The 22,170-nt window shown below is 67.8% G+C and carries 18 protein-coding genes; 13 read left to right on the top strand and 5 right to left on the bottom strand.

Annotated features, from left to right (window positions below):
* Nucleotides 1-76 precede the first annotated feature (76 nt).
* Nucleotides 77-604: an adenine phosphoribosyltransferase gene (locus CXY82_RS12975; RefSeq protein WP_104171284.1), complete on the top strand. Its 528-nt coding sequence runs from the start codon at nt 77-79 to the stop codon at nt 602-604.
* 158 nt (nt 605-762) lie between these two features.
* On the top strand, nt 763-1,209 hold the full coding sequence (locus tag CXY82_RS12970) for an NUDIX hydrolase (protein ID WP_104171283.1): 447 nt from the start codon (nt 763-765) through the stop codon (nt 1,207-1,209).
* A gap of 13 nt (nt 1,210-1,222) precedes the next feature.
* On the opposite strand, the gene CXY82_RS12965 is transcribed toward CXY82_RS12970, so the two are convergent.
* Nucleotides 1,223-3,721 carry an ATP-dependent DNA ligase gene (locus CXY82_RS12965; protein ID WP_104171282.1) on the bottom strand — a complete coding sequence of 833 codons (2,499 nt, stop codon included), beginning with the start codon at nt 3,719-3,721 and terminating at the stop codon, nt 1,223-1,225.
* A 68-nt stretch (nt 3,722-3,789) separates the two neighbouring features.
* On the opposite strand from CXY82_RS12965, the gene CXY82_RS12960 reads away from it, so the two are divergent.
* From CXY82_RS12960 to CXY82_RS12940, 5 genes are all read left to right on the top strand, one after another.
* Nucleotides 3,790-4,653 carry a Ku protein gene (locus CXY82_RS12960; RefSeq protein ID WP_104171281.1) on the top strand — a complete coding sequence of 288 codons (864 nt, stop codon included), beginning with the start codon at nt 3,790-3,792 and terminating at the stop codon, nt 4,651-4,653.
* Nucleotides 4,654-4,700: 47 nt separating this feature from the next.
* Nucleotides 4,701-5,354, top strand: coding sequence for a CDP-alcohol phosphatidyltransferase family protein (locus CXY82_RS12955; protein ID WP_255408591.1), 654 nt, complete (start codon nt 4,701-4,703; stop codon nt 5,352-5,354).
* A gap of 49 nt (nt 5,355-5,403) precedes the next feature.
* Nucleotides 5,404-5,817, top strand: a complete 414-nt coding sequence (locus CXY82_RS12950; RefSeq protein ID WP_104099541.1) for an FHA domain-containing protein — start codon at nt 5,404-5,406, stop codon at nt 5,815-5,817.
* Nucleotides 5,817-6,515, top strand: coding sequence for a MerR family transcriptional regulator (locus CXY82_RS12945; protein ID WP_104171280.1), 699 nt, complete (start codon nt 5,817-5,819; stop codon nt 6,513-6,515). Before CXY82_RS12950 ends, CXY82_RS12945 begins: the two co-directional genes overlap by 1 nt.
* A gap of 115 nt (nt 6,516-6,630) precedes the next feature.
* Nucleotides 6,631-7,182, top strand: a complete 552-nt coding sequence (locus tag CXY82_RS12940; RefSeq protein ID WP_104099539.1) for a MerR family transcriptional regulator — start codon at nt 6,631-6,633, stop codon at nt 7,180-7,182.
* 87 nt (nt 7,183-7,269) lie between these two features.
* Here the strand turns inward: CXY82_RS12940 and CXY82_RS12935 are convergent, their stop codons facing one another.
* Nucleotides 7,270-8,076, bottom strand: coding sequence for a ParA family protein (locus CXY82_RS12935; RefSeq protein ID WP_104099538.1), 807 nt, complete (start codon nt 8,074-8,076; stop codon nt 7,270-7,272).
* A gap of 77 nt (nt 8,077-8,153) precedes the next feature.
* On the opposite strand from CXY82_RS12935, the gene CXY82_RS12930 reads away from it, so the two are divergent.
* From CXY82_RS12930 to def, 3 genes are read left to right on the top strand one after another with little or no spacing between them, the layout of a single operon-like run.
* On the top strand, nt 8,154-11,558 hold the full coding sequence (locus CXY82_RS12930; protein WP_104171279.1) for a pyruvate carboxylase: 3,405 nt from the start codon (nt 8,154-8,156) through the stop codon (nt 11,556-11,558).
* 36 nt (nt 11,559-11,594) lie between these two features.
* Nucleotides 11,595-12,848, top strand: a complete 1,254-nt coding sequence (locus CXY82_RS12925) for a MinD/ParA family protein (protein ID WP_233199343.1) — start codon at nt 11,595-11,597, stop codon at nt 12,846-12,848.
* 48 nt (nt 12,849-12,896) lie between these two features.
* Nucleotides 12,897-13,388 carry a peptide deformylase gene (def, locus tag CXY82_RS12920; protein WP_104171278.1) on the top strand — a complete coding sequence of 164 codons (492 nt, stop codon included), beginning with the start codon at nt 12,897-12,899 and terminating at the stop codon, nt 13,386-13,388.
* Nucleotides 13,389-13,639: 251 nt separating this feature from the next.
* Here the strand turns inward: def and CXY82_RS12915 are convergent, their stop codons facing one another.
* Nucleotides 13,640-15,472 carry a long-chain fatty acid--CoA ligase gene (locus tag CXY82_RS12915; RefSeq protein WP_104171277.1) on the bottom strand — a complete coding sequence of 611 codons (1,833 nt, stop codon included), beginning with the start codon at nt 15,470-15,472 and terminating at the stop codon, nt 13,640-13,642.
* 175 nt (nt 15,473-15,647) lie between these two features.
* On the opposite strand from CXY82_RS12915, the gene CXY82_RS12910 reads away from it, so the two are divergent.
* The 3 genes from CXY82_RS12910 (at nt 15,648) to CXY82_RS12900 (ending at nt 18,777) form a co-directional block, all read left to right on the top strand.
* Entirely contained in the window at nt 15,648-16,595 is a 948-nt protein-coding gene (locus tag CXY82_RS12910; RefSeq protein ID WP_104171276.1) for an ROK family glucokinase, read from the top strand.
* A 27-nt stretch (nt 16,596-16,622) separates the two neighbouring features.
* Nucleotides 16,623-17,312, top strand: coding sequence for a 1-acyl-sn-glycerol-3-phosphate acyltransferase (locus tag CXY82_RS12905; protein WP_104099533.1), 690 nt, complete (start codon nt 16,623-16,625; stop codon nt 17,310-17,312).
* Between the two features lie 94 nt (nt 17,313-17,406).
* On the top strand, nt 17,407-18,777 hold the full coding sequence (locus CXY82_RS12900; RefSeq protein WP_369828376.1) for a class II 3-deoxy-7-phosphoheptulonate synthase: 1,371 nt from the start codon (nt 17,407-17,409) through the stop codon (nt 18,775-18,777).
* A gap of 75 nt (nt 18,778-18,852) precedes the next feature.
* Here the strand turns inward: CXY82_RS12900 and pknB are convergent, their stop codons facing one another.
* Together pknB and CXY82_RS12890 are read right to left on the bottom strand one after the other, a co-directional pair.
* On the bottom strand, nt 18,853-20,802 hold the full coding sequence (gene pknB, locus CXY82_RS12895) for a Stk1 family PASTA domain-containing Ser/Thr kinase (protein WP_104171275.1): 1,950 nt from the start codon (nt 20,800-20,802) through the stop codon (nt 18,853-18,855).
* 89 nt (nt 20,803-20,891) lie between these two features.
* The gene (locus CXY82_RS12890; protein ID WP_233199342.1) at nt 20,892-22,160 is read right to left on the bottom strand and encodes a LysM peptidoglycan-binding domain-containing protein; all 1,269 of its coding nucleotides are present in this window, start codon (nt 22,158-22,160) and stop codon (nt 20,892-20,894) included.
* Between the last annotated feature and the right edge of the window lie 10 nt (nt 22,161-22,170).

The raw sequence follows: 22,170 nt of genomic DNA, 5'->3' as shown, positions 1-22,170 counted from the left end.
CCCTGTCCGAACCGTCCATTGCGGGGCGTCGGGAGGCCCGCACGGCATCCGTCGGCCGCACGCTTAAACTCGTGGGGTGCCCACCCCCGCTGCAGACCATGTCAACGCCCTTCTCGCCTCGTACCAGGATTTCCCGCAAGTGGGCATCCTCTTCCGCGACCTCAACCCGGTGTTCGCCGACGCCGCCGCTTTTCGAGCGCTGATCGACGAGCTCGCCGGCCGGTTCCAGGGTGAATTCGACGCGGTGGCCGGCATTGAGGCCCGCGGCTTCCTGCTGGCCGCGGCGATCGGCTACGCGGCGGATGTCGCCGTGCTCGTCGTGCGCAAAGGCGGCAAGCTCCCCGGATCGGTGCTGAGCGAGGAGTACGACCTCGAGTACGGCTCGGCCTGCCTCGAGCTCGAGATCGGCCAGCTCGCGCCGGGTGCCCGCGTGCTGGTCGTCGACGACGTGCTGGCCACCGGCGGCACGATCGCCGCGACCGCCCGGCTCATCGAGCGCGCCGGCTACCGCCTGACCGGCGTCGGCGTCGTGCTGGAGCTGACCGAACTGGTCGGCCGAACGCGCCTCGGCGACGCTCCTGTGCACGCCATCGTCGCCCTCTAGCCCGCCCAGGTACCCACCCGGCGCGGCTCGCTCGTCGTGGCGCATCTTCTGGAAGCGGGCGCACGTTCTACCGTGCGCCACCATCCATAGCCTGCGCCGCGAGTCGAACGCGACTCAACACGGTGCGTATTCACGGGACCGTGGCGCATGCTTGACCCATGAGCACAAACGGTGACGGGTGGGTGTACGGGCCCGACGGCCGCAAGTTTTGGGGTCTTTTCGGGGCGGCCGGCCTGCTCGTGCACCACGAGGAGCTGGGGGTGCTGCTGCAGCACCGCGCGCTTTGGAGCCACCAGGGTGACACCTGGGGGCTGCCCGGCGGGGCGCGCCACGAACACGAGAGTGCGCTCGAGGCGGCTCTGCGGGAGGCCCGCGAAGAGGCTGGCGTGCCCCCGGAGCTGGTCTCCGTGCAGTTCAGCTCCGTGCTCGACCTCGGTTTCTGGTCGTACACGACGGTCGTGGTGCGCGCCACGGAGCGCTTCGAACCCGTGATCAGCGACCATGAGAGCATCGCGCTGCGCTGGGTACCGCGCCACCAGGTCGACGCGCTGCCGCTGCATCCGGGCTTCGCCACCAGCTGGCCGGCCCTGCTCGCCCGCCTCTGAACCCGCACCGCCATTAAACCCGCACCACCTCGCCCGGTGACTTGTCCGGCCGCCAGCCGCGCCAGACCGGGTGGCGCAGTCGCCCCGTGCCGGTCCATTCGGAGAATTCCACCTCGCCCACCAGCAGCGGGCGCACCCACCGCGCATCGCGGGCGCCGGCGGGCGGGATGCCGGTGAAGGGGTTGTCCACCGCAGCGATGGCATCCAGTCGCGCCCGCAGGTCCTCGAGGTCTGCGTCCCGGAACCCGGTGCCGACCCGGCCGATATAGGTCAGCGTGTCTCCGTCCGGAATCCCCAGCAAGAGGGAGCCCACGGTGTCGGCTCGGCGCCCGTTGCCCGGTCGCCACCCGCCGATCACCGCCTCCTGGGTGCGATGGTGCTTGATCTTGATCCACGATCGGGACCGCCGACCGGCCTCGTAGCGCCCGTCCCGGGTCTTGGCGACGATCCCCTCGAAGCCGAGCTCGCTGCTGGTCGCCACGGCCTGGGCGGAGTCGCCCGTGAAGACCGGCGGCACCTGCACCGCACCGGACCCGGTGACAATCTCCTCGAGCACGCGGCGCCGGGCCGTGTACGTCAGGTCGAGCAGCGGCTCCCCGTCACGTTCGAGCACGTCGAAAGCCAGAAACCGCACCGGGGTGGATGCCTCGGCCGCTTCGATCTGTCGGCGACCGGTCAGGCCCAGCCGCGTCTGCAGCAGCCCGAAGTTCGGCCGCCCGCCCGCGTCCATCGCGACGATCTCCCCGTCGAGCACCGCAAAGTCGGCCGAAACCGCTCCCGGCAACGCGCGCACCAGCTCGGGATACAGGTGCGTGATGTCGTTGCCGTTCCGGGTGAACAAGCGCACGTCCGGGCCTAGGCCGGCGGCTCCGAGATAGGCGAGCGCACGGATGCCGTCCCACTTCATTTCGTAGGTCCACTCGTCGTCCTCGGACAGGTCGGCGATGGAACCGGGCGTGGCCAGCATGGGCCCGTACCGTGTGCGGCGTGCGGACCGGCCGCCCGTTTTGGCCGTCGCGCCCGCCCCGGTGCCCACGTCCCCGGCCCGCCGGGCCGGCCGTGTCTTCATCAGGTGGATCAGCCAGTTCCGGTCGGCCACGTCCGTGCCCTTCGTGCGGATCAGGGCAAAGCGCCGCGTGCCACCGAGCCTGCCGCCCGGTTCGCCGTGCAGCACGGCGATTACCTCGTCATCCCGCCACTTCTCCAGCTCGTAGCTGCCGTGGTCCCAGATGCTCATGGTGCCGGCCCCGTATTCGCCGGCCGGGATATCACCCTCGAACGTGGCGTATTCGAGCGGGTGGTCCTCGGTGCGCACGGCGAGCCGATTCTTCGCCGGATCGGTCGGCACCCCGCGCGGCAACGCCCACGACGTCAGCACCCCGTCGTGCTCGAGCCGAAAGTCGTAGTGCAGGTTGCGGGCGTGGTGCTCCTGAATGACGAATGACCGACCCGCGGATGCGTCCGGCGCACCGGTCGGCATCGGCTCCGAGGTGCGGGAAGCGTCTCGTTTGCCGAGGTAGACGGCCAGCGCACCGGCTCCCGCCCCGGCGCCTTTACCGGTCTCGTCACCGGCACCACCGGCATCCGTGGTGCCCCGGCCGGAATGTGCCTCGAGCAGCGCGGCCAGCGGGTCCCCGCTACGCTGCACCCGGTGCATCGCCTGCTTGTAGTCGATCTGTGCGAGCCCGGGGGAGGCCAGTTCCCGCCAGGTGCGCGGCATGGCCACCATCGGATGCAGCGTTCCGCGCAACGAATAGGGAGTGATGGTCGTCTTGTGGACGCTGTTCTGGCTCCAGTCCACGAACACCCGCCCCGGTCGAAGAGCCTTCTTCATATCGCTGACGATGAGGTCCGGATGGTCGGCTTCGAGCGCGCGGGCCAGCTCGTGTGCGACCTGGGAGACCTGGTCCGAGGTGTGCGTGAGGTCCAGCGGTGCGTAGAGGTGGATGCCCTTCGACCCGCTGGTGACCGGCAGCGGGTCCAGGCCCATGTCCCGCAGGATGGCCCGGGCCAGACGGGCGACCTCCGCGCACTCGTCGAGGGTGACCCCGTCGCCGGGATCCAGGTCGATCACCAGTCGGTCCGGGTTGCGCGGGCGTCCACCCCGGCCGAACTGCCACTGCGGAACGTGGATCTCCAGCGCCGAGATCTGGGCGAGCCAGGTCAGCGTGGCGAGGTCGTTGACCAGCGGGTACTCGCTCACGTGGTTCGAATGCTGGATCGGCCGGCGTTTCACCCAGCTCGGCGTCGCCTGGTCCAGGTTCTTCTGGAAGAACACGTGTCCGGGTGCGTCCCGGGTGCCCACACCGTGTACCCACCTCTTCCGGGTCGCCGGGCGATTCGCGGTGTGCGGGATCATCACGTCGGCGATGAACGCGTAGTAGCCGAGAACGTCGGCCTTCGTGGTCCCCGACTCCGAGTAGAGCACCTTGTCGAGATGCGTGAGTGTGATCCGGTGTCCGCCGACGGTGACGACCTGGCGGGAGTCGGGGGAGGGCGGCCGCTCGTTCATGGCTCCAGCATGCTCTCGCGGCCACAGCGTGCCTAGCCCTCTCGGCGCACCGGGTGTGTACTGAAGTGATGAGATCGATCTGGAAGGGCGCGATCACCTTCGGGCTGGTCAATGTGCCCGTCAAGGTCTACAGCGCCACCGAAGACCACGACGTCGCCCTGCACCAGGTGCACGACGCCGATGGCGGGCGCATCCGTTACCAGCGCCGGTGCGAGCGCTGCGGACGGGTCGTCGACTATGCGCACATCGACAAAGCCTGGGACAGCGGCGACAAGACGGTTGTCATCACCGACGAGGATCTGCGCACGCTGCCGGCCGAGAGAAGCCGCGAGATCGAGGTCGTCGAGTTCGTGCCGAGCGACCAGCTCGACCCGATCATGTTCGAGCGCAGCTATTTTCTCGAACCCTCCGGCTCACCCAAGGCCTACGTTCTACTGCGGCGTGCGCTCGACGCCACCGACCGCACCGCGATCGTGCGGTTCGCGCTGCGGCAGAAGACCCGACTCGGTGCCCTCCGGGTCCGCGGGGACGTGCTGCTGCTGCAGTCGCTGCTGTGGGGCGACGAGGTGCGGGCCGTTGAATTCCCGATGCTCCAGGAGTCGGTGCGCATCTCCGCCCAGGAGCTTGAGCTCTCGGCCGCACTGGTCGACTCCTTCGCCGCCGAGTTCTCGCCGCAGGATTTCCGGGACGACTACCAGGACCAGCTCCGCGAACTGCTCGAGGCGAAGCTCGCCGCGGGCGAAGCCGTCGACACCGAGCTCACCTTCGGCCGCGAACCCCGGGAAGGCGAGGAAGGCGGGGGAGAGGTGCTCGACCTGATGGAGGCCCTTCGCCGCAGCGTGGAGCGCAGCCGCGGCCAGGCGAAGCCGGACGCGTCGGATAAATCCGAGAAACGCGCCGACAAGGGGCGAAAACGGGTGTCGGGAAACTGACGAGGCCGCATTCCGGTTCGGCCGCCGCGTCGGTAGACTCGGTGATTGTGACAGGGGCAGAGGGAACCGGCGTCAGCTCAAAGGTGATCACCCTGCCCAATCTGCTCAGCATGCTGCGCCTTGCGCTGGTGCCGGTCTTTCTGGTCGTGTTGGTGCGGGGAGAGGATGCCTGGGCGCTCCTGGTGCTGATGGTCGCCAGCCTCACCGATTTCCTCGACGGCTACCTGGCCCGGAGGTTCGGCCAGATCACGCGGCTCGGCCAGCTGCTCGACCCGGCCGCCGACCGGCTGTACATCTTCGCCGCCCTCCTCGGACTGGCCTGGCGCGACCTGGTGCCCTGGTGGATCGTCCTGGTCATCGTGGGACGGGACGTGTTCCTGCTCGGACTCGGCGTCATCCTCGCGAATTACGGATTCGGGCCTCTGCCCGTTCACCAGCTCGGCAAGGTCGCCACCTTCTGCCTCTTCTACGCCCTGCCGATGATCATGCTGGGAGAGGCCTTCCCCATGGTGTCCTGGTGGTCGCTCCCGGTGGGCTGGGCCTTTGGCATCTGGGGAGCGTTTCTTTACTGGTGGGCAGGCATAACCTACGCCGTCGAGACCGTCCGGGTGATTCGCATTCCGCGGGCAATTCAGCCCGTTCCATCCGATACGCTGGAGGACCAGGAGGTGTACGGTGAACGATTCCAAAAAGACGAATGAACCCCAGCGCAAGGCCGCGCCCGATAACTATTCCAATACCGACACGACGATGACGTTCGGGCAGGAATTCGCGGCCCAGCTGGCATCGCTCGACGGTGACGTCACGGCCGAAGAACAGGAAGCCATCGCGGCTCTGCCCTCCGGCTCGGCGCTGCTCGTCGTCCGGCGCGGCCCGAACGCCGGCGCTCGTTTCCTGTTGGATGCGGACGTGACCACTGTGGGCCGTCACCCCAATGCGGACATCTTCCTCGACGACGTCACGGTATCTCGTCGGCACGCGGAGTTCCTGCGCCACGAATCCAAGTTCGAGGTGAAAGACCTGGTGTCCCTCAACGGCACGTATTTCGACGGGGTCCGCATCGACACCGCGCTGTTGCACGACGGCGCCGAAGTCCAGGTCGGTAAGTTCCGGCTGACGTTCTACGCCTCGCGGCACGACCTCAAGCTTCAGGCGAGCGAGTAGTGCCCGCGTCCGCAGCCCAGGCCAGAGCGCCGGGCGCGACGTCACTGCTCAGCATCGGACAGGTGCTTGCCCGGCTCACGCCGGAATTTCCGGAACTGACCCCGTCCAAACTTCGGTTTCTGGAGGAACAGAGACTGGTCGCGCCGGCGCGCACGGAGTCTGGCTACCGCAAATTCTGCGCCGGTGACCTGGACCGGCTGCGCCTGGTCCTCTCCATGCAGCGCGATCACTACCTCCCCCTCAAGGTCATCCGGGGCTACCTGGCCGACCTCGACGCGGGCCTCTCGCCTACCCTGCCCGGCGGGGTGACGCCGGGACCGTCGATGCTGTCGACCGCCCGCCGGCTGGACCGCGACGAACTGCTGCGCGAAGCAGGGGCCTCCGCGATGCTGCTGCACGACGCCGTTTCCGCATCGATCATCCTGCCGGCCGACTTCTACGGCGACGACGCGCTCAGCGTGCTGCGGGCCCTGGTCGAACTGCAGCGCAGCGGAATCGAGCCCCGCCACCTGCGCGGATTCCGCGGCGCGGCCGAACGCGAGCTCGGCCTGATCGAGAGTGCCCTCGTGCCGCTCTCCCGCCGTAAAGACGCATCGAGCCGGGCTAAGGCCGCCGAAATGGCGGTCGAGATCGCCGGCCAGCTCGAAGTGATCCGCGGCAGTCTGATCCGTTCTGCCCTGGGGCGCCTGACCAAGTAGTCGAGTCCGACACGCCAATTTACTCGACCGGATGTCGTTGATCAGGACGGTCCCCCTCGGTAGCGTGGATGCAGCGATCATCCGTATCGCAGACCCACCTCCGAGAGGCGATCGTATGAGCGAGCTGAATCAGCGTGACGATGCCTCGCGCTACGGACTCGGCCTTCTCTTCACCGACGGAATGCCCGAGCTCGACGACAACCTCGGCTACCGTGGCGCCGTGGCGGCCCGGGCCGCCGGAATCAGCTACCGTCAGCTCGACTACTGGGCCCGCACCGACCTGGTCCAGCCCACCGTGCGCGGTGCTGCCGGCTCGGGTTCCCAGCGTCTCTACGGCTTCCGGGACATCCTGGTTCTGAAACTGGTCAAGCGGCTCCTCGACACCGGCATCTCCCTGCAGCAGATCCGCACCGCGGTGAACCAACTGCGCGAGTCGGGGGTCAGCGACCTCGCCCAGACCACCTTGATGAGCGACGGCGCCAGCGTCTACCTGTGCACCTCCGACGACGAGGTCATCGACCTCGTCAGCCGCGGTCAGGGCGTGTTCGGCATCGCCGTGGGCAAGGTGCTGCGCGAGGTCGAGACGAGCCTGGTCGAACTGGAGACCCTTCCGATCGACCCGTCGGACGAGCTGTCCCTTCGCCGGGGCAGCCGCAAGGTCTCTTAGCGGAGCGTTCACACGCAGTCGACACGATCGGCTGACGCTGTGCGGCTGACACTATCCGGTCAACGTTGTCCAGTTAACGTTCCCTGGCTAGTGCTGTTCCGCGTACTCGCCGATGCGGGCCGTGCGCAGCACGCGTTCGAGCAACTGATCGAAGTAGCGCGCCATTTCCTGGGCGCTGTCGCCGGGCCAGGTGTGCAGCGGCTTCGCGGCGCCCTGCGCCTGCTGAAGCGAGGTGCGTTCCGGCAGTTGCGGGCTGAGTACGAGCGGGCCGAACATGTCGCGGAGTTCCTTGATCCGGAACTGGTGCTCGAGAGACGCCACGCGGGCACGGTTGACGATGATACCGAGCGGCTGCAGACGAGGGCTGAGTCCGCGGCGGATCTCTTCGATCGCGCGCAGCGCCCGGTCGGCCGCGGCCACGGAGAATAGGCCGGGTTCGGTGACCACGGCAACGCGGTCGCTGGCCGCCCACGCGGTGCGGGTAAGGGCGTTCAGCGACGGAGCACAGTCGATCAGAACCAGGTCGTAGTCCTTTTCGACCGTGGAGAGTGCCTCTTCGAGCTTCCAGATGTCGCGGATGCTCGGGTGCGGCCCGTCGAAATTAATGGCCGACGGGCTGCCGATCATCACGTCGATGGTGCCGGGGCGGCCGCGCGTCCAGCCGCTGGGAACGATGGCGGCGCGAACGATCTTCTCCTTAGGAGAGGCGAGCACATCGGCGATGTTGAGGTGGCCGGTGACCTCGATGTCCATTCCGGTTGACACATCCGACTGCGGATCAATGTCCACCACCAGGGTTCGCACGCCGCGGGCGAAGGCAGCAGACGCCAGACCCAGGGTAACCGTGGTCTTGCCTACTCCTCCCTTGAGGGAGCTAACGCTTAGTACGTGCACAAGTAGATACGTTACCTTCACTAGTCTTGGAGAACCTAACCGTCAGCTGTGCGCGACGTCACGCTTGAAAGGTCTGCATGTTTACGAAAATTCTTGTTGCCAACCGCGGGGAAATCGCGATCCGGGCTTTTCGGGCGGCTTATGAGCTGGGTGCCAAAACCGTGGCGGTGTTCCCCTTCGAGGACCGCAATTCGCTGCACCGCCTGAAGGCCGACGAGGCGTACCAGATCGGCGAACCGGGGCACCCGGTGCGCGCCTATCTCACGGTGAGCGAGATCATCCGGGTGGCCAGGGAGAGCGGCGCCGACGCCATCTACCCCGGTTACGGCTTCCTTTCGGAGAACCCCGAGCTGGCCCTCGCGGCCCGCCAGGCCGGCATCACCTTCATCGGCCCGGGCGAGCACGTGCTCGAGATGGCCGGCAACAAGGTCACCGCGAAGGAGCACGCCATCGCGGCGGGCGTTCCGGTGCTGGGGTCCAGCGCGCCCTCACGCGACGTCGACGAGCTGATCGCCGCGGCCGACGATATCGGGTTCCCGATCTTCGCCAAGGCCGTCGCCGGCGGCGGCGGCCGCGGCATGCGCCGGGTAGCTCAGCTGAGCGATCTCCGCGGCTCCCTGGAGGAAGCCATGCGCGAGGCCAACAGCGCGTTCGGCGACCCGACCATGTTCCTCGAGCAGGCCGTACTGCGGCCGCGTCACATCGAGGTCCAGATCCTGGCCGATGCGTCCGGCGAGACCGTGCACCTGTTCGAACGCGACTGCTCCGTGCAGCGCCGCCATCAGAAAGTCATCGAGATCGCTCCGGCGCCGAACCTCTCCGACGAGATCCGCCAGCGTCTGTACGCCGATGCGGTCGCCTTCGCCCGCTCGATCGGCTACGTGAACGCGGGCACGGTCGAGTTCCTGCTCGACACGGTCGGCGAACGCGCCGGCCAGCACGTGTTCATCGAGATGAATCCGCGCATCCAGGTCGAGCACACCGTGACCGAAGAGGTGACGGATGTCGACCTCGTGCAGTCCCAGATCCGCATCGCCGCGGGCCAGACGCTCCGTGAGCTCGAACTCACGCAGGACAAGATCGTGTTGCGCGGGGCGGCCCTGCAGTGCCGCATCACCACCGAGGACCCGACCATGGGATTCCGCCCGGACACGGGCAAGATCACCACCTACCGCTCGCCCGGCGGCGCCGGCATCCGGCTCGACGGCGGCACAATCAACCCCGGTGCCCAGATCAGCCCGCACTTCGACTCGATGCTCGCCAAGCTCACCTGCCGGGGCCGGGACTTCCCGTCCGCCGTGACCCGATCCAAGCGCGCCCTGGCCGAGTTCCGTATCCGTGGCGTGTCCACGAACATCTCGTTCCTGCAGGCCGTGCTCGACGACCCGGACTTCGCGTCCGGCAACCTGAGCACCTCCTTCATCGACGAGCGCCCGGAGCTGCTGCGCGGCCGCGCCTCCAAGGACCGCGGCACGAAGATCTTGAATTGGCTCGCCGACGTGACCGTCAACAAGCCCAACGGGGTGCCGCTGACCCTGCTGAACCCGGCCGAGAAGCTGCCGAAGCTCGATCTGTCCGAACCGGCTCCGGCCGGCTCCCGCCAACGGCTCCAGCTGCTCGGCCCGGCCGGCTTCGCCGCGGACCTGCGAGCCCAGACCGCCCTGGCCGTGACGGACACCACTTTCCGCGACGCCCACCAATCACTGTTGGCAACCCGGGTGCGCACCCGCGACCTCGTCGCCGTGGCCCCGTATGTGGCCCGGATGACCCCGGAGTTGCTGTCGATCGAGGCCTGGGGCGGCGCCACCTATGACGTGGCGCTGCGCTTCCTCGGCGAAGACCCCTGGGAACGACTGGCGTCGCTGCGAGAGGCCCTGCCGAACATCAACGTGCAGATGCTGCTTCGCGGCCGCAACACGGTCGGCTACACTCCGTACCCGACCGAGGTGACCGATGCGTTCGTGCGCGAGGCCGCCAAGACAGGCGTCGACATCTTCCGCATCTTCGACGCCCTCAACGACGTCTCGCAGATGCGCCCGGCCATCGACGCCGTGCTGGCGACGGGCTCCTCCATTGCCGAGGTCGCGCTCTGCTACACGGGCGATTTGCTCGACCCGGCCGAGACGCTTTACACCCTGGACTACTACCTCCGGCTCGCGGAGCAGATCGTGGAGTCCGGCGCGCACATCCTCGCGATCAAGGACATGGCCGGCCTGCTGCGCCCCGCCGCGGCCGAGAAGCTCGTCACCGCCCTGCGGTCACGCTTCGACCTCCCGGTGCACGTGCACACGCACGACACTCCGGGCGGCCAGCTCGCCACGCTGCTCGCGGCCAGCCGCGCCGGCGCCGACGCGGTCGACGTGGCCAGCGCCCCGATGGCCGGCACCACCAGCCAGCCGTCGGCGTCGTCCCTCGTTGCCGCGCTCGTCCACACCGAACGCGACACCGGCATATCCTTACAGGCCGTCTGCGACCTCGAGCCGTACTGGGAAGATGTACGCCGGGTCTACCATCCCTTCGAATCCGGTCTGCGCGCGCCCACCGGCCGCGTCTACAAGCACGAGATCCCCGGCGGCCAGCTGTCCAACCTGCGTACGCAAGCGGTCGCGCTCGGCCTCGCCGACGACTTCGAACTGATCGAGGACATGTACGCCGCGGCCAACGACATCCTCGGCCGGGTGCCGAAGGTGACGCCGTCCTCCAAGGTGGTCGGCGACCTCGCCCTCTACCTCGCCGCCGTGCGTGCCGACCCGGCCGACTTCGCTGAGAACCCGGGCAATTACGACGTGCCCGACTCCGTGATCGGCTTCATGGCGGGGGAGCTGGGCGACCTGCCCGGCGGCTGGCCCGAGCCCTTCCGCAGCAAGGTTCTCGCCGGGCGCAACGTCCGCGTCGGAATCACCGAGCTCACCCAGGAGGAACGCGCGGCCTTGGGCAGCGACGGCCTCACCTGCCGGGCGATGCTGAACCAGCTGCTCTTCCCGGCGCCCACGCGCCAATTCGAGCAGATCCGGGAACTCTTCGGTGACCTGTCCGTGCTCGACACGGTGGACTACCTCAACGGTCTTCAGCAGGGCATTGAGCACGCGGTCGAGATCGACAAGGGCGTGCGCCTCTACGTCGGGCTTGAGGCCATCGGCGAGGCCGATGACAAGGGTATGCGCACCGTCATGACCACGCTGAACGGACAGCTCCGACCCGTGTTCGTGCGGGACCGCAACATCACGGTCAGCATCAAGGTCGCCGAAAAAGCGGATGCCAACCGGCCGGGCCAGATCGCCGCGCCGTTCTCCGGGGTGGTCACCCTCCAGGTCGAGGAGGGCGACACCGTCGAGGCCGGGCAGGCCGTCGCCTCGATCGAGGCCATGAAAATGGAGGCCGCGATCACCTCGCCCATCGCGGGAAACATCGAACGGGTGGCCGTGCCGCGAACCCAGCAGGTCGACGCGGGCGATCTGCTGGTGGTGGTGCGTCCACGCTAGGCTTGGTTCGATCTATCGACGAAGGGACTGATCTTTTTGTCAGATAAGCGCACAGGCGCCGAGGCGTCCGGTCCGGACGCCTCCATCGAGCCTCTCGCCGAGCCGGGAGACGAGTACCATAGCGAACTACCGCCGCACACGATCGTGAACCTGGCGGCGGCCCTGCCGGAGAACCTGAAACGCCCGGCTACGCACACGATCGAGGTCAGCACCCCGGCCGTGGCGCGCGCCGATCGGTTGTCCGCAGCCGTCGCGGGGGCGGTCCGCGCCCTCTCCGGTCCGGCCGTGAGCGACGCCGTTCCGCACACCCGCCGGGAGAGTCTGCGCCCCGCCGGCGGATCGGCGCCCGAGACCGCCACCATGCTCACGCCCGATCGGCTGCTGGCCGTCAACCGTCGCACCAAACCGCCGCCCCGCGGAGCCTGGAACAGTTTCGTCTACTCGGCGACCCTGCATCTGGTGAACCTCGGCGACTCGGCCACGGTGCGCGCCTCCAAACAACTCGACGAGCGCATCCGCAAGGATTTCGAGGGCGGCACCCGCTTCGTTCCGATCCTCACCCGCAAGGGCGGGGTCGGCAAGACGACCGTCACCGCACTGATCGGCATGGCGCTGGCCGATGCCCGCGAAGACCGCATCATCGCCGTCGACGCGAACCCCGACCGGGGCACCCTCTCCGAGCGGGTCACGAAACAGACCCGGTCCACCGTGCGCGACCTGGTCACGAAGGCCGCGTCGATCGGCGGCTATACCGATTTCTCGTCGCTGGTCTCCCGCGACGCGACCCGGCTCGACATCCTCGCATCCGACACCGACCCGCTCCTCTCCGAGGCCTTCGACGAGAACGACTACAACGTCGTCGCCGACCTGGCGGCGCGGTACTACTCGATCATGCTCACGGACTGCGGCACCGGAATCGTGCACTCCGTCATGCGTGCCACGCTGCAGCGGGCCGATTCGATCGTCATCGTCTCCGGGGGCAGCATCGACGAGGCCCGGCTGGCGTCCGAAACGTTGACCTGGTTGGAAGCCAACGGCTACGGCGACCTGGTTCGCAACGCGGTCGTCGCGCTCAACACGGCGACACAGGGCACGAATCTGGTGAAGCTGGAAGAGATCGAATCGCATTTCCGCTCTCGGGTGCGGGAGATCGTGCGCATCCCCTGGGACCCGCAACTCGCCGCGGGCAGCATCATCTCCTTCGACGATCTGAAGCCCATCACCCGGCTCGCGGCCCGCACCCTCGCGGCCGTCGTCGTGGAGGGTCTGCCGGCCGACCGCGGCGTCTAAACCGATCCGGTACCCCCGTACCCCCGCATCCATGACTTGGAGTCACCTTTGCCCGAGCGCCAGATCCGTCTCTTCGGAGATCCCGTCCTCAAAACCGTCTCCGACCCGATCGGCACGATCGACACCCGGGTGCGGAGCCTGATCGAGGACCTGGTCGACAGCGTGCGACTGCCCGGCCGGGCCGGCGTCGCGGCCTCCCAGATCGGCGTGAATCTGCGCGCATTCAGTTTTAACGTCGATGGCGAGATCGGGTACATCCTCAACCCGGTCCTCGTGGAGGTCTCGGGGGAGCCCGAGCTCGTCGACGAGGGCTGCCTGTCGGTGCCGGGCCTCTGGTATCCCACGAAGCGGTACCCGTTCGCCCGGGTGACCGGCATCGACCTCGACGGCACGGCGGTCGAACTCTCCGGATCCGGGATCATGGCCCAGGCCCTGCAGCACGAGACCGACCACCTCGACGGTTTGCTCTACCTGGACCGCCTCGACAAGGAGAACCGGCGGGCCGCCATGAAAGAGGTCCGCGAGTCGAGCTGGTTCTGACCCCAGTCGTTCGGGTCCGAGGCCCTAAAGGGCCTCCGCCCCACACGAATTCGACGGAGATTTTGCCGGAAACGCCCCCACACGTGCAGAAACGGCAGTTCTATGGCAGAATCTCCGTCGAATTGGTTCGACGCCGGGCACGGCGCTGGGGCTCCCTTATCTACTGGTTCCGACCCAGGCGGCCGGACGACGCGAAACAGGTCCCGTCGCCACTGTGACGACGGGACCTGTTTCGGTCGTCGCGGGGAGTGCTAGCTGCTGACCGGGTTCGTCCCGGTCACCGGGGCGCCCAGGTACATCGCCTCGATCTGATCGGCGTAGTCCCGCAGGATGATGTCCCGTTTGATGCTCAGCTTCGGGGTCAGGTACCCGGCGGCTTCGGTCAGTTCGGTCGTCAGCACCGTGAACTTGCGGATCGACTCCGCCCGTGACACGTGGTCGTTGGCGTGGTCGATGGCGCGCTGCACCTCGGCGAGAACCTTCGCGTTGACGGATGCCTCGGCCAGCGTCATTCCCGCGTCCTCGCCGTTGTTGTTCAACCAGACCGCGAGCATGTCGGGGTCGAGCGTGACCAGGGCGGCGATGAACGGCTTGCGATCGCCGACGACGACCACCTGGCCGATCAGCGGGTTGGACCGGATCGGGTCTTCCAGCGCCGCCGGGGCGACGTTCTTGCCGCCGGCCGTGACGATGATCTCCTTCTTGCGCCCGGTGATGGTGAGGAAGCCGTCGCTGTCCATGGCGCCGATGTCACCGGTGCGGAGCCATCCGTCGTGGAAGGTGGCCGCGGTGGCCACGGGATTCTTCCAGTACTCCGTGAAGACGTTGACGCCTTTGACCTCGATTTCGCCGTCGTCCAGGACGCGCACCGAGACGCCGGGAAGCGGTGGGCCTACGGTGCCGATCTTGAACTTGGTGGCCAGACCCACAGTGGTCGGCGCGGTTGTCTCGGTGAGGCCGTAGCCCTCCAGGATCTTGATGCCGAGGCTGTGGTAGAAGTGACCCAGGTGCATGCCGAGTGGAGCCGAACCGGAGACGGCGTACTTCACGTTGCCACCCATGGCCGCGCGCAGCTTGCTGTAGACCAGACGGTCGAAGAGCGTGAACTTGAGCTTGAGCATCAGCGGAACGCTCTTGCCCTGATCGACCAGCATCGAGTGGTCGACGGCAACCTGGGCGGCCGTCTCGAAGATCTTGCCTCGGCCGGCGGTCAGCGCCTTCTGCTCGGCGGAGTTGTAGACCTTCTCGAACACCCGCGGCACTGCGAGCAGGAAAGTGGGCTTGAAGGTGCCGAGCGATTCGAGCAGCTTCCGGGTATCGGGCTGGTGACCGACGCGCACACCGGCGTGCACGCAGAGAACCGAGATGAACCGGGCGAAAACGTGCGCGGTGGTGATGAACAGCAGCGTGGAAGCGCCGTTCGCGTCGGTGAGCACCTCTTTCAGCGCCACCGCCGAGTTGCGCGACGTCTCGACGAAGTTGGAGTGGGTGAGCACGCAGCCCTTGGGACGGCCGGTGGAACCCGAGGTGTAGATCAGGGTGGCGATGTCCGAACCCACGGCCAGCGAGCGACGCCGCTCGATTTCGGCATCCGGCACGTCGACCCCGGAGGCCGCGAGCTTGTCGAGGTCACCGAGGTCGATCTGCCAGACCTTCTGCACGCTGCCGAGCTCGGGGTGCACCTCGTCGAAGCGGGAAAAGTGCTCGGCGGTCTCGACGATCACCGCCGCGGCGTCGGAGTCGCCCAGGATCCACTGGATCTGGATGGGGGAGCTGGTCTCGTAAACGGGGACCAGCACGGCACCGGCGAACCAGGTGGCGAAGTCGATCAGCGTCCACTCATACCGGGTCTTGCACATCAAGCCGATTTTGTCTCCGGGCTGGATTCCTGCCGTGACGAGCCCCTTGGCCAGCGCGACGACCTGGGCATGAAACTCCGTGGTGGTGACGGGGGACCAGGCTCCGTTTCTCGGCAGTGAGAACAACACGGAGTCGGGCGTCCCCTTGAGGCGTTCGACCAGGAGATCGGTGACATTGGCTTGTGGGTCTGCGGGAACGATGGCGGGCAGATCGTACTGTTTCACGGTAACTCCTCTGGTACCGGGCGGGCGATTTGCCCCACTCTATCCACGTCACTTCGTGGAAGCAGCCGTTTCGCCTGGCCGTGTCTTGGTTCACTACACTCTAGGGGGACGCACCGGCTTCGTTGTCTCGCCTCGCAGAGCGCCCCACTTTATCCATCGACGAAAGAAGTCCGCTGTGCACGCCATTGGTATCGACATCGGCGGCACCAAAATCGCCGCGGCCCTGGTCGACGAATCCGGAACGATCATCCGCTCGGATCGACGCCCGACCACCGCGAGCGATCCTCGCGGGATCGAAGACGCCGTCGTCGACATGATCACGGAGCTCTCGGAGGGCGAGGAGGTCGTCGCCGCCGGGATCGCCGCGGCCGGCTTCATCGACGCCGCCCAGTCCACCGTTTACTACGGGCCCAACGTCAACTGGCGCCACGAGCCGCTTCGGGTTACTCTCGAGGCGCGGCTCGACCTGCCCATCCTGATCGAGAACGACGCGAACGCCGCGGGCTGGGCGGAATTCACCTTCGGCGCCGGCCGGGGCTACACCGACATGGTCACCCTCACCATCGGCACCGGCGTGGGCGGAGCTATCGTCGCCGACAACCGTCTCTTCCGCGGTGGCTTCGGCTGTGCCGCCGAGCTCGGGCATCTGCGCGTGGTGCCCGGCGGTCGCCTCTGCGGCTGCGGCGCCCACGGCTGCATCGAACAGTACGGTTCGGGTCGCGCCCTGCTTCGAATTGCCACCGAGCTGGCGGATGCCGGCGGAATCGGCCTCGGCCTCGCGACCGCCCGTGAGCGCAAGGGCAAGCTGACCGGCAAAGAGGTCGGCCGGCTGATCCAGGACGGTGACAACGGCGCCCTGGCCGCCCTGAGGCAGTTGGGCGGCTCGCTCGGGCAGGCCTGCGCAAGTCTGGCGGCCGTACTTGACCCGCAGATCTTCGTCTTCGGCGGGGGCGTCGCCGCTGCCGGTGAACTGCTGCTCGAGCCCATCCGCGCCGCGTACCTCGAAAATCTGCCGGCCAGGGGCTTCCACCCGGAGGCCGAATTCGCCATCGCGCAGCTCGTCAACGACGCCGGTGTCGTCGGTGCGGCCGACTTGGCGCGGAAACACGTTTTCGCGCAGTAGGATTTCCGCGTTACCGAGGGAGCAACGATGTTCTACTGGCTCATGAAAAACATTGTCATCGGCCCTCTGCTGCTGGCTATCTTCCGGCCCTGGGTGGTCGGGCTCGAAAACATCCCCAAAGAGGGCGGTGTGATCCTGGCGAGCAATCACCTGTCCTTCATCGACTCGGTGTTCCTGCCGCTGGTCGTGCCGCGTCGCGTCGTCTTCCTCGCCAAGAGCGAGTACTTCACGGGCAAGGGGCTCAAGGGCTGGGCGACACGCCAGTTCTTCAAGGCCACCGGCCAGCTGCCGATCGACCGGTCGGGTGGCAAGGCATCCGAGGATTCCCTCAACACCGGCCTGCGCGTCCTGGGTGCCGGCGGCGTGCTCGGCATCTACCCTGAGGGCACCCGCAGTCCCGACGCGAAGATGTACCGGGGCCGCACCGGCGTGGCGCGGATGGTGCTCGAGGCCGAGGTCCCGGTCATCCCCGTGGCCATGATCGACACTGAGAAGGCCATGCCGACGGGCACCCGCATCCCGAAGGTGCGCCGGATCGGCATCGTGATCGGCGAACCCCTCGACTTCAGCCGCTTCGACGGCATGGAGGGCGACCGGTTTGTGCTCCGGTCCGTGACCGACGAGCTGATGTACGAGCTGCAGGCCCTCAGCCGGCAGGAGTATGTGGACGTCTACGCGACCAGCGTGAAAGAAAAGCGGGCCAGCCTGACCCGATAGAATCAGACGGTTGCCCAGGGGCCGACAGACCCCGACCCGATAGCCCGGCCCGCAATATTATTCTTGCCGGACCAGACAAAAAAGGAATAGTCCCGTGGTAGACCCCACCGAACCAGTCGTGCTCGCAGATCGATCTGTGGTTGCCGGCCTGGACTATTGGCGCACCCTCCCGATCAAGCAGCAGCCGACCTGGCCCGACGCGGATGCGGTTGCCGCGGCATCTGCCGAACTGTCCACGCAGCCGCCGCTCGTCTTCGCCGGCGAGGTCGACATTCTACGGAACCGGCTCGCCGAGGCCGCCAGCGGCCATGCCTTCCTGCTGCAGGGCGGGGACTGCGCCGAGACCTTCAGCGGCGCCACCGCGGAGCAGATCCGCAACCGGGTCAAGACCGTGCTGCAGATGGCCGTCGTGTTGACGTACGGCGCGTCGATGCCCGTGATCAAGATGGGCCGGATGGCCGGCCAGTTCGCCAAGCCACGCTCCAGCGATTTCGAGACCCGGGGTGGCGTCACCCTGCCGGCTTACCGCGGCGATATCGTCAATGGCTACGATTTCACACCCGAATCGCGCGAGGCCGACCCGGCCCGCCTGGTCAAGGGCTACCACACCGCCGCCTCCACCCTCAACCTGATCCGTGCCTTCACGCAGGGCGGTTTCGCCGACCTGCGCCAGGTGCACAGCTGGAACCAGGGCTTCGCCGCCAACCCGGCCAACCAGCGCTACGAGAAGGTGGCCAAGGAGATCGACCGCGCGATCAAGTTCATGATCGCGTGCGGCGCCGACTTTGAAGCCATGCGTCGGACGGAGTTCTACACCAGCCACGAGGGTCTGCTGATGGACTACGAGCGTCCGATGACCCGGATCGATTCCCGCACGGGCACGCCGTACAACACGTCCGCGCACTTCATCTGGATCGGGGAGCGCACCCGTGACCTTGATGGTGCGCACGTCGACTTCCTCTCCCGGGTGCGCAACCCGATCGGGGTCAAGCTTGGCCCGAGCACGTCAACCGACGACATGCTGCGCCTGGTCGACAAGCTCGACCCGAACCGCGAACCCGGTCGTCTCACGTTCATCACCCGGATGGGTGCGGGCAAGGTGCGCAGCGCCCTGCCGCCGCTGCTGGAGGCGATCAAGGCCAGTGAGGCCAAGCCGCTCTGGGTCACCGACCCGATGCACGGCAACGGTGTGACCACGCCCACCGGGTACAAGACCCGTCGTTTCGACGACGTCGTCGACGAGGTGCGCGGCTTCTTCGAGGCGCACCGCAGCGTCGGCACACACCCGGGCGGCGTTCACGTCGAACTTACCGGCGACGACGTCACGGAGTGCCTGGGTGGTTCCGAGCACATCGACGAGGCCGCGCTGGCGACCCGCTACGAGTCGCTCTGCGACCCGCGCCTGAATCACATGCAGTCGCTCGAGCTCGCCTTCCTGGTTGCCGAGGAGCTTGCCGCTCGCTAACCCGTCCCCGCGGCCCCGGGTGCCCGCTCCGGCATGGGAACCGCCGGGTACGGCCGGCCCGGCCGTGACGGCTGTCTAGCCGAATGGGTTCGTCGGCTTGAGGGTGATGGTGCTGTTCTTGGGCGCGTCGGCGCCGGCTTCGGGATTCGTCGATGCGACGCTCAGGAGCGGTGCGATGGCATCCGCGCCGAGATTGTAGCTCAGCTTGAATCCCAGGTCGGTGAGCACCTGCTTGCCCTCGTTCCACGGGAGGCCGACGATGTTGGGCACCGTGACGGGTTCCGGGCCGAGGGAGGTGGTGAGAGCATAGGTGTCGCCGGTGCGCACGGAACCCTCGTTCACGGGGGCCGCGCTGACGACGTCTCCCTCGGCGATCGTCTCACTGTAGACCTCGTCGCCGGGGGTGACGAGCAGCCCCTTCTCCGCCAGGATCGCGGTGGCGTCCTTGACGGATTCGCCGGACACGTCCGGTACGGGGCCGAGTGAGAGAACCAGATTGACGTTCATGCCCACGAAGTAGTCCCCACCCTGGGAGACGTCCCCGGCGTCGGTTTCGCGGCTCGCGGAGATGACCAGGCCCGATTCCACCGTGTCGTCGAAGAGGGAATCGGTCGCCCCGATGCCTGCCTTCAGCTCCGTGACGGCGGAGGTCGCAGCATCGGCCGTCAATCCCGCCAGCACGGGCAGAACGATCGGCTGCGGGCCCTGGGATACACGCAGCGTCACCGTGCTGCCCTTCGCCACGCGGGTGCCTGAATCCGGGTTGGTGCTGGAGACGAGGCCGGCGGGGATGGTGCCGCTGAACTCGGTGCCGAGCGCCGCCTCCAGCCCGAGCCCGGTGAGCTGGGCGGTCGCGTCGTCGGGGGACACCGAGACGAGGGCGGGAATCGGGACCTCCGAGCCGGGGCCGTTGCCGAAGAACCAGCCGGTTCCGCCGGCAAGGGCTGCCAGCATGAGCACCAGCGCGAAGAGCCAGAAGCCGCGGAACTTGCGTGTGCGGGCCTTGTCGGCCAGGAGAATGGTGGTGGCGGGTGCCGAGGCAGAAGCCGCCGTGGCCACGCCGGCCACCGCCGGGGCGAGCGGGGCACCGCCGAGGATCTGGGTGTCCGCGTCGGCCACCGCTGCGGTCACGCCGCCGGGCAGCACCATGGTCGCGGATTGTCCGGTCGCCGGGGGAGCCGGGCGCACGAGCTTGTCGAGGTCGAGCAGCTGATCGAGCATGACACGTGCGTCCCGGGGGCGCTGCTCCGGGTCGCGGGCGGTGGCCCAGAGCACCAGTTCGTCGAGCTCGTGCGGAATCGCGGGTATCCGCGCGCTTGGCATGGGCACGGTGTCGTTCGCGTGCTGGTAGGCGATCTGCATGGGCGCTTCGCCGACATAGGGCTGCTCGCCGGTAAGCATCTCGTAGGTCATGATGCCGAGCGCGTAGATGTCGCTGCGGGCATCCGCGATGCCCCGCGTGACGAGTTCGGGGGAGAGGTAGGCGATCGTGCCGAGCAGGGCCTGCCCGGTGGCCGTGTTGTTGTTGACGGCCCGGGCGAGTCCGAAGTCGCCGATCTTGATGCGGCCGTCGTCGGCCAGGAGAACGTTCTCCGGCTTGAGATCGCGATGCACGATTCCCGCTTTGTGCGCGGCGGCGAGGCCCGAGAGCACCGCCTCGAGGATGTCCATCGTCTGCTCACTGGTGAGCCGGCCGTAGTCCTTGAGCAGGTCGCGCAGAGTGATGCCGGGCAGGTATTCCATGACCAGATAGGCCATATCGGCATCCTGGCCCTGGTCGTAGACGTTGACCACGTTCGGGTGCGCGAGCCGGGCGGCCGAGCGGGCCTCCTGCACGAACCGGGCCTTGAACGTGTTGTCGTCGGCGAGGTGCCCGTGCATGATCTTGATGGCGACCCGGCGTTCGAGGCGCAGGTCGGTCGCGAGGTACACGGTGGCCATGCCACCGCGGGCGATCCGGGAGCGCACCTGATAGCGGCCGTCTATCAAACGGCCGACCATGGGATCGGCAGGGGTATCGCTCACTAGTCGAGTCTAGGGATTGCGAAGCCGTTCCTTGTGCCGGAACACTCGCAAGTCAGGGTTTTCAAGCCTGAGCGGATGCGAGCTGCAGGTCAGCCGAGATCGGCCAGCCAGGCCCGGGCCGATGTTTCCCACTTCGCGTAGTGGTTCGGGTGAGCCGAGATCTGCACGGTCTGCGCGGCCTCGGTCACGGTCATCGACTCCCAGCCGGGGATGTCGAGCAGTCCGCGCGTGATGCCGGGGTTGGGGTTCACGGGGCCGCCGAAGAAGGCGAGGCTGGCCCGCTCCGGGTCGAGCACCTGCTCGGGGGTTCCCCAGCCGAAACTGGGGCGTTGCTGGAAGAGGCCGAGGGAGTCGCGGTCGCCGTACTGCACGTTGCGCAGCCCGGATTCCTGGGCCGCGGCGGCCAGGGCGATCACGATTGCGGAGTCGCCGGCACCCGCGCGGCGACCGCTCGCGATGATGATTTCGGCGTGCCGGCGCATGTCCTCGCTGAGCGGCGTGACCTCGCCGGGCGCTGCAGACGGCGCAGGGGCGGCCTCCTCGATGAGGATCGCCGATTCCATCGCCGGCGCCGCGGGAACGGAGCCGGACGGGATCGACAGGACCTGGCCGGGGTAGATGATGCTGGACCAGCCGAGGCCGTTGGCGTCGAGCACGGATTGCACCGAGACACCCGCCGCGGCCGCGAGGGCTCCGATGGTCTCGCCGGCGGAGATCGTGTGCGTGCCGGAAGCATTCAGCGGGGCGACGGCTGCGGCCGGCGCGGCCGAGACCGGCGCGGCACCGTCGCCCGGCGGCAGCACCACGGCCTGCCCGGGGAAGATGATGCTGCCCGCGTCGAGCCCGTTCACGCGGAGCAGGGCCTCGAGGGAGAGCCCGTGCGCGGCGGCAACGCCGGAAAGCGTGTCCCCGCTCTGGATCAGGTACCGCGAGATCTCGGCGGCGACGGGCGCCGGAGCCGGAGTGGACGGCTGTGCCAGACCGGCCAGGGTCAGCATCTGGCCCGGGAAGATCACCGCGGACCAGCCAAGGCCGTTGAGGGCGAGCACGGATGCGGTGGAGAGACCGAATCGTCCGGCCACGTTGCTCACGGTGTCGCCTTCGACGACCTGGTACTGGGTCGGCGCCGCGACGGCGGCGATACTCTGCCGACCTGCGTCGGCGGGCACCGCGGTCGGCAGGATGCTCTTGCTCTTGAGCGGCTTCTTCGCGATGGTGGCGGCATCCGCCGGCGACGCCAGGTTCAGGCTGATCGCGATCGTGCTGATCAGCACGAGCGGGACGGTGACCAGGACGCCCAGACCCCGTCGTTCGGTGGCATGCCGGTGGCGGCCCGCCCCGGGCGTCGAAGAATTCACGTTGCTGGTG

This window comes from Cryobacterium sp. M23 (assembly GCF_002929655.1).
Taxonomy (GTDB): Bacteria; Actinomycetota; Actinomycetes; order Actinomycetales; family Microbacteriaceae; genus Cryobacterium; species Cryobacterium sandaracinum.
This window is presented reverse-complemented; position numbering and strand designations above follow the sequence as displayed.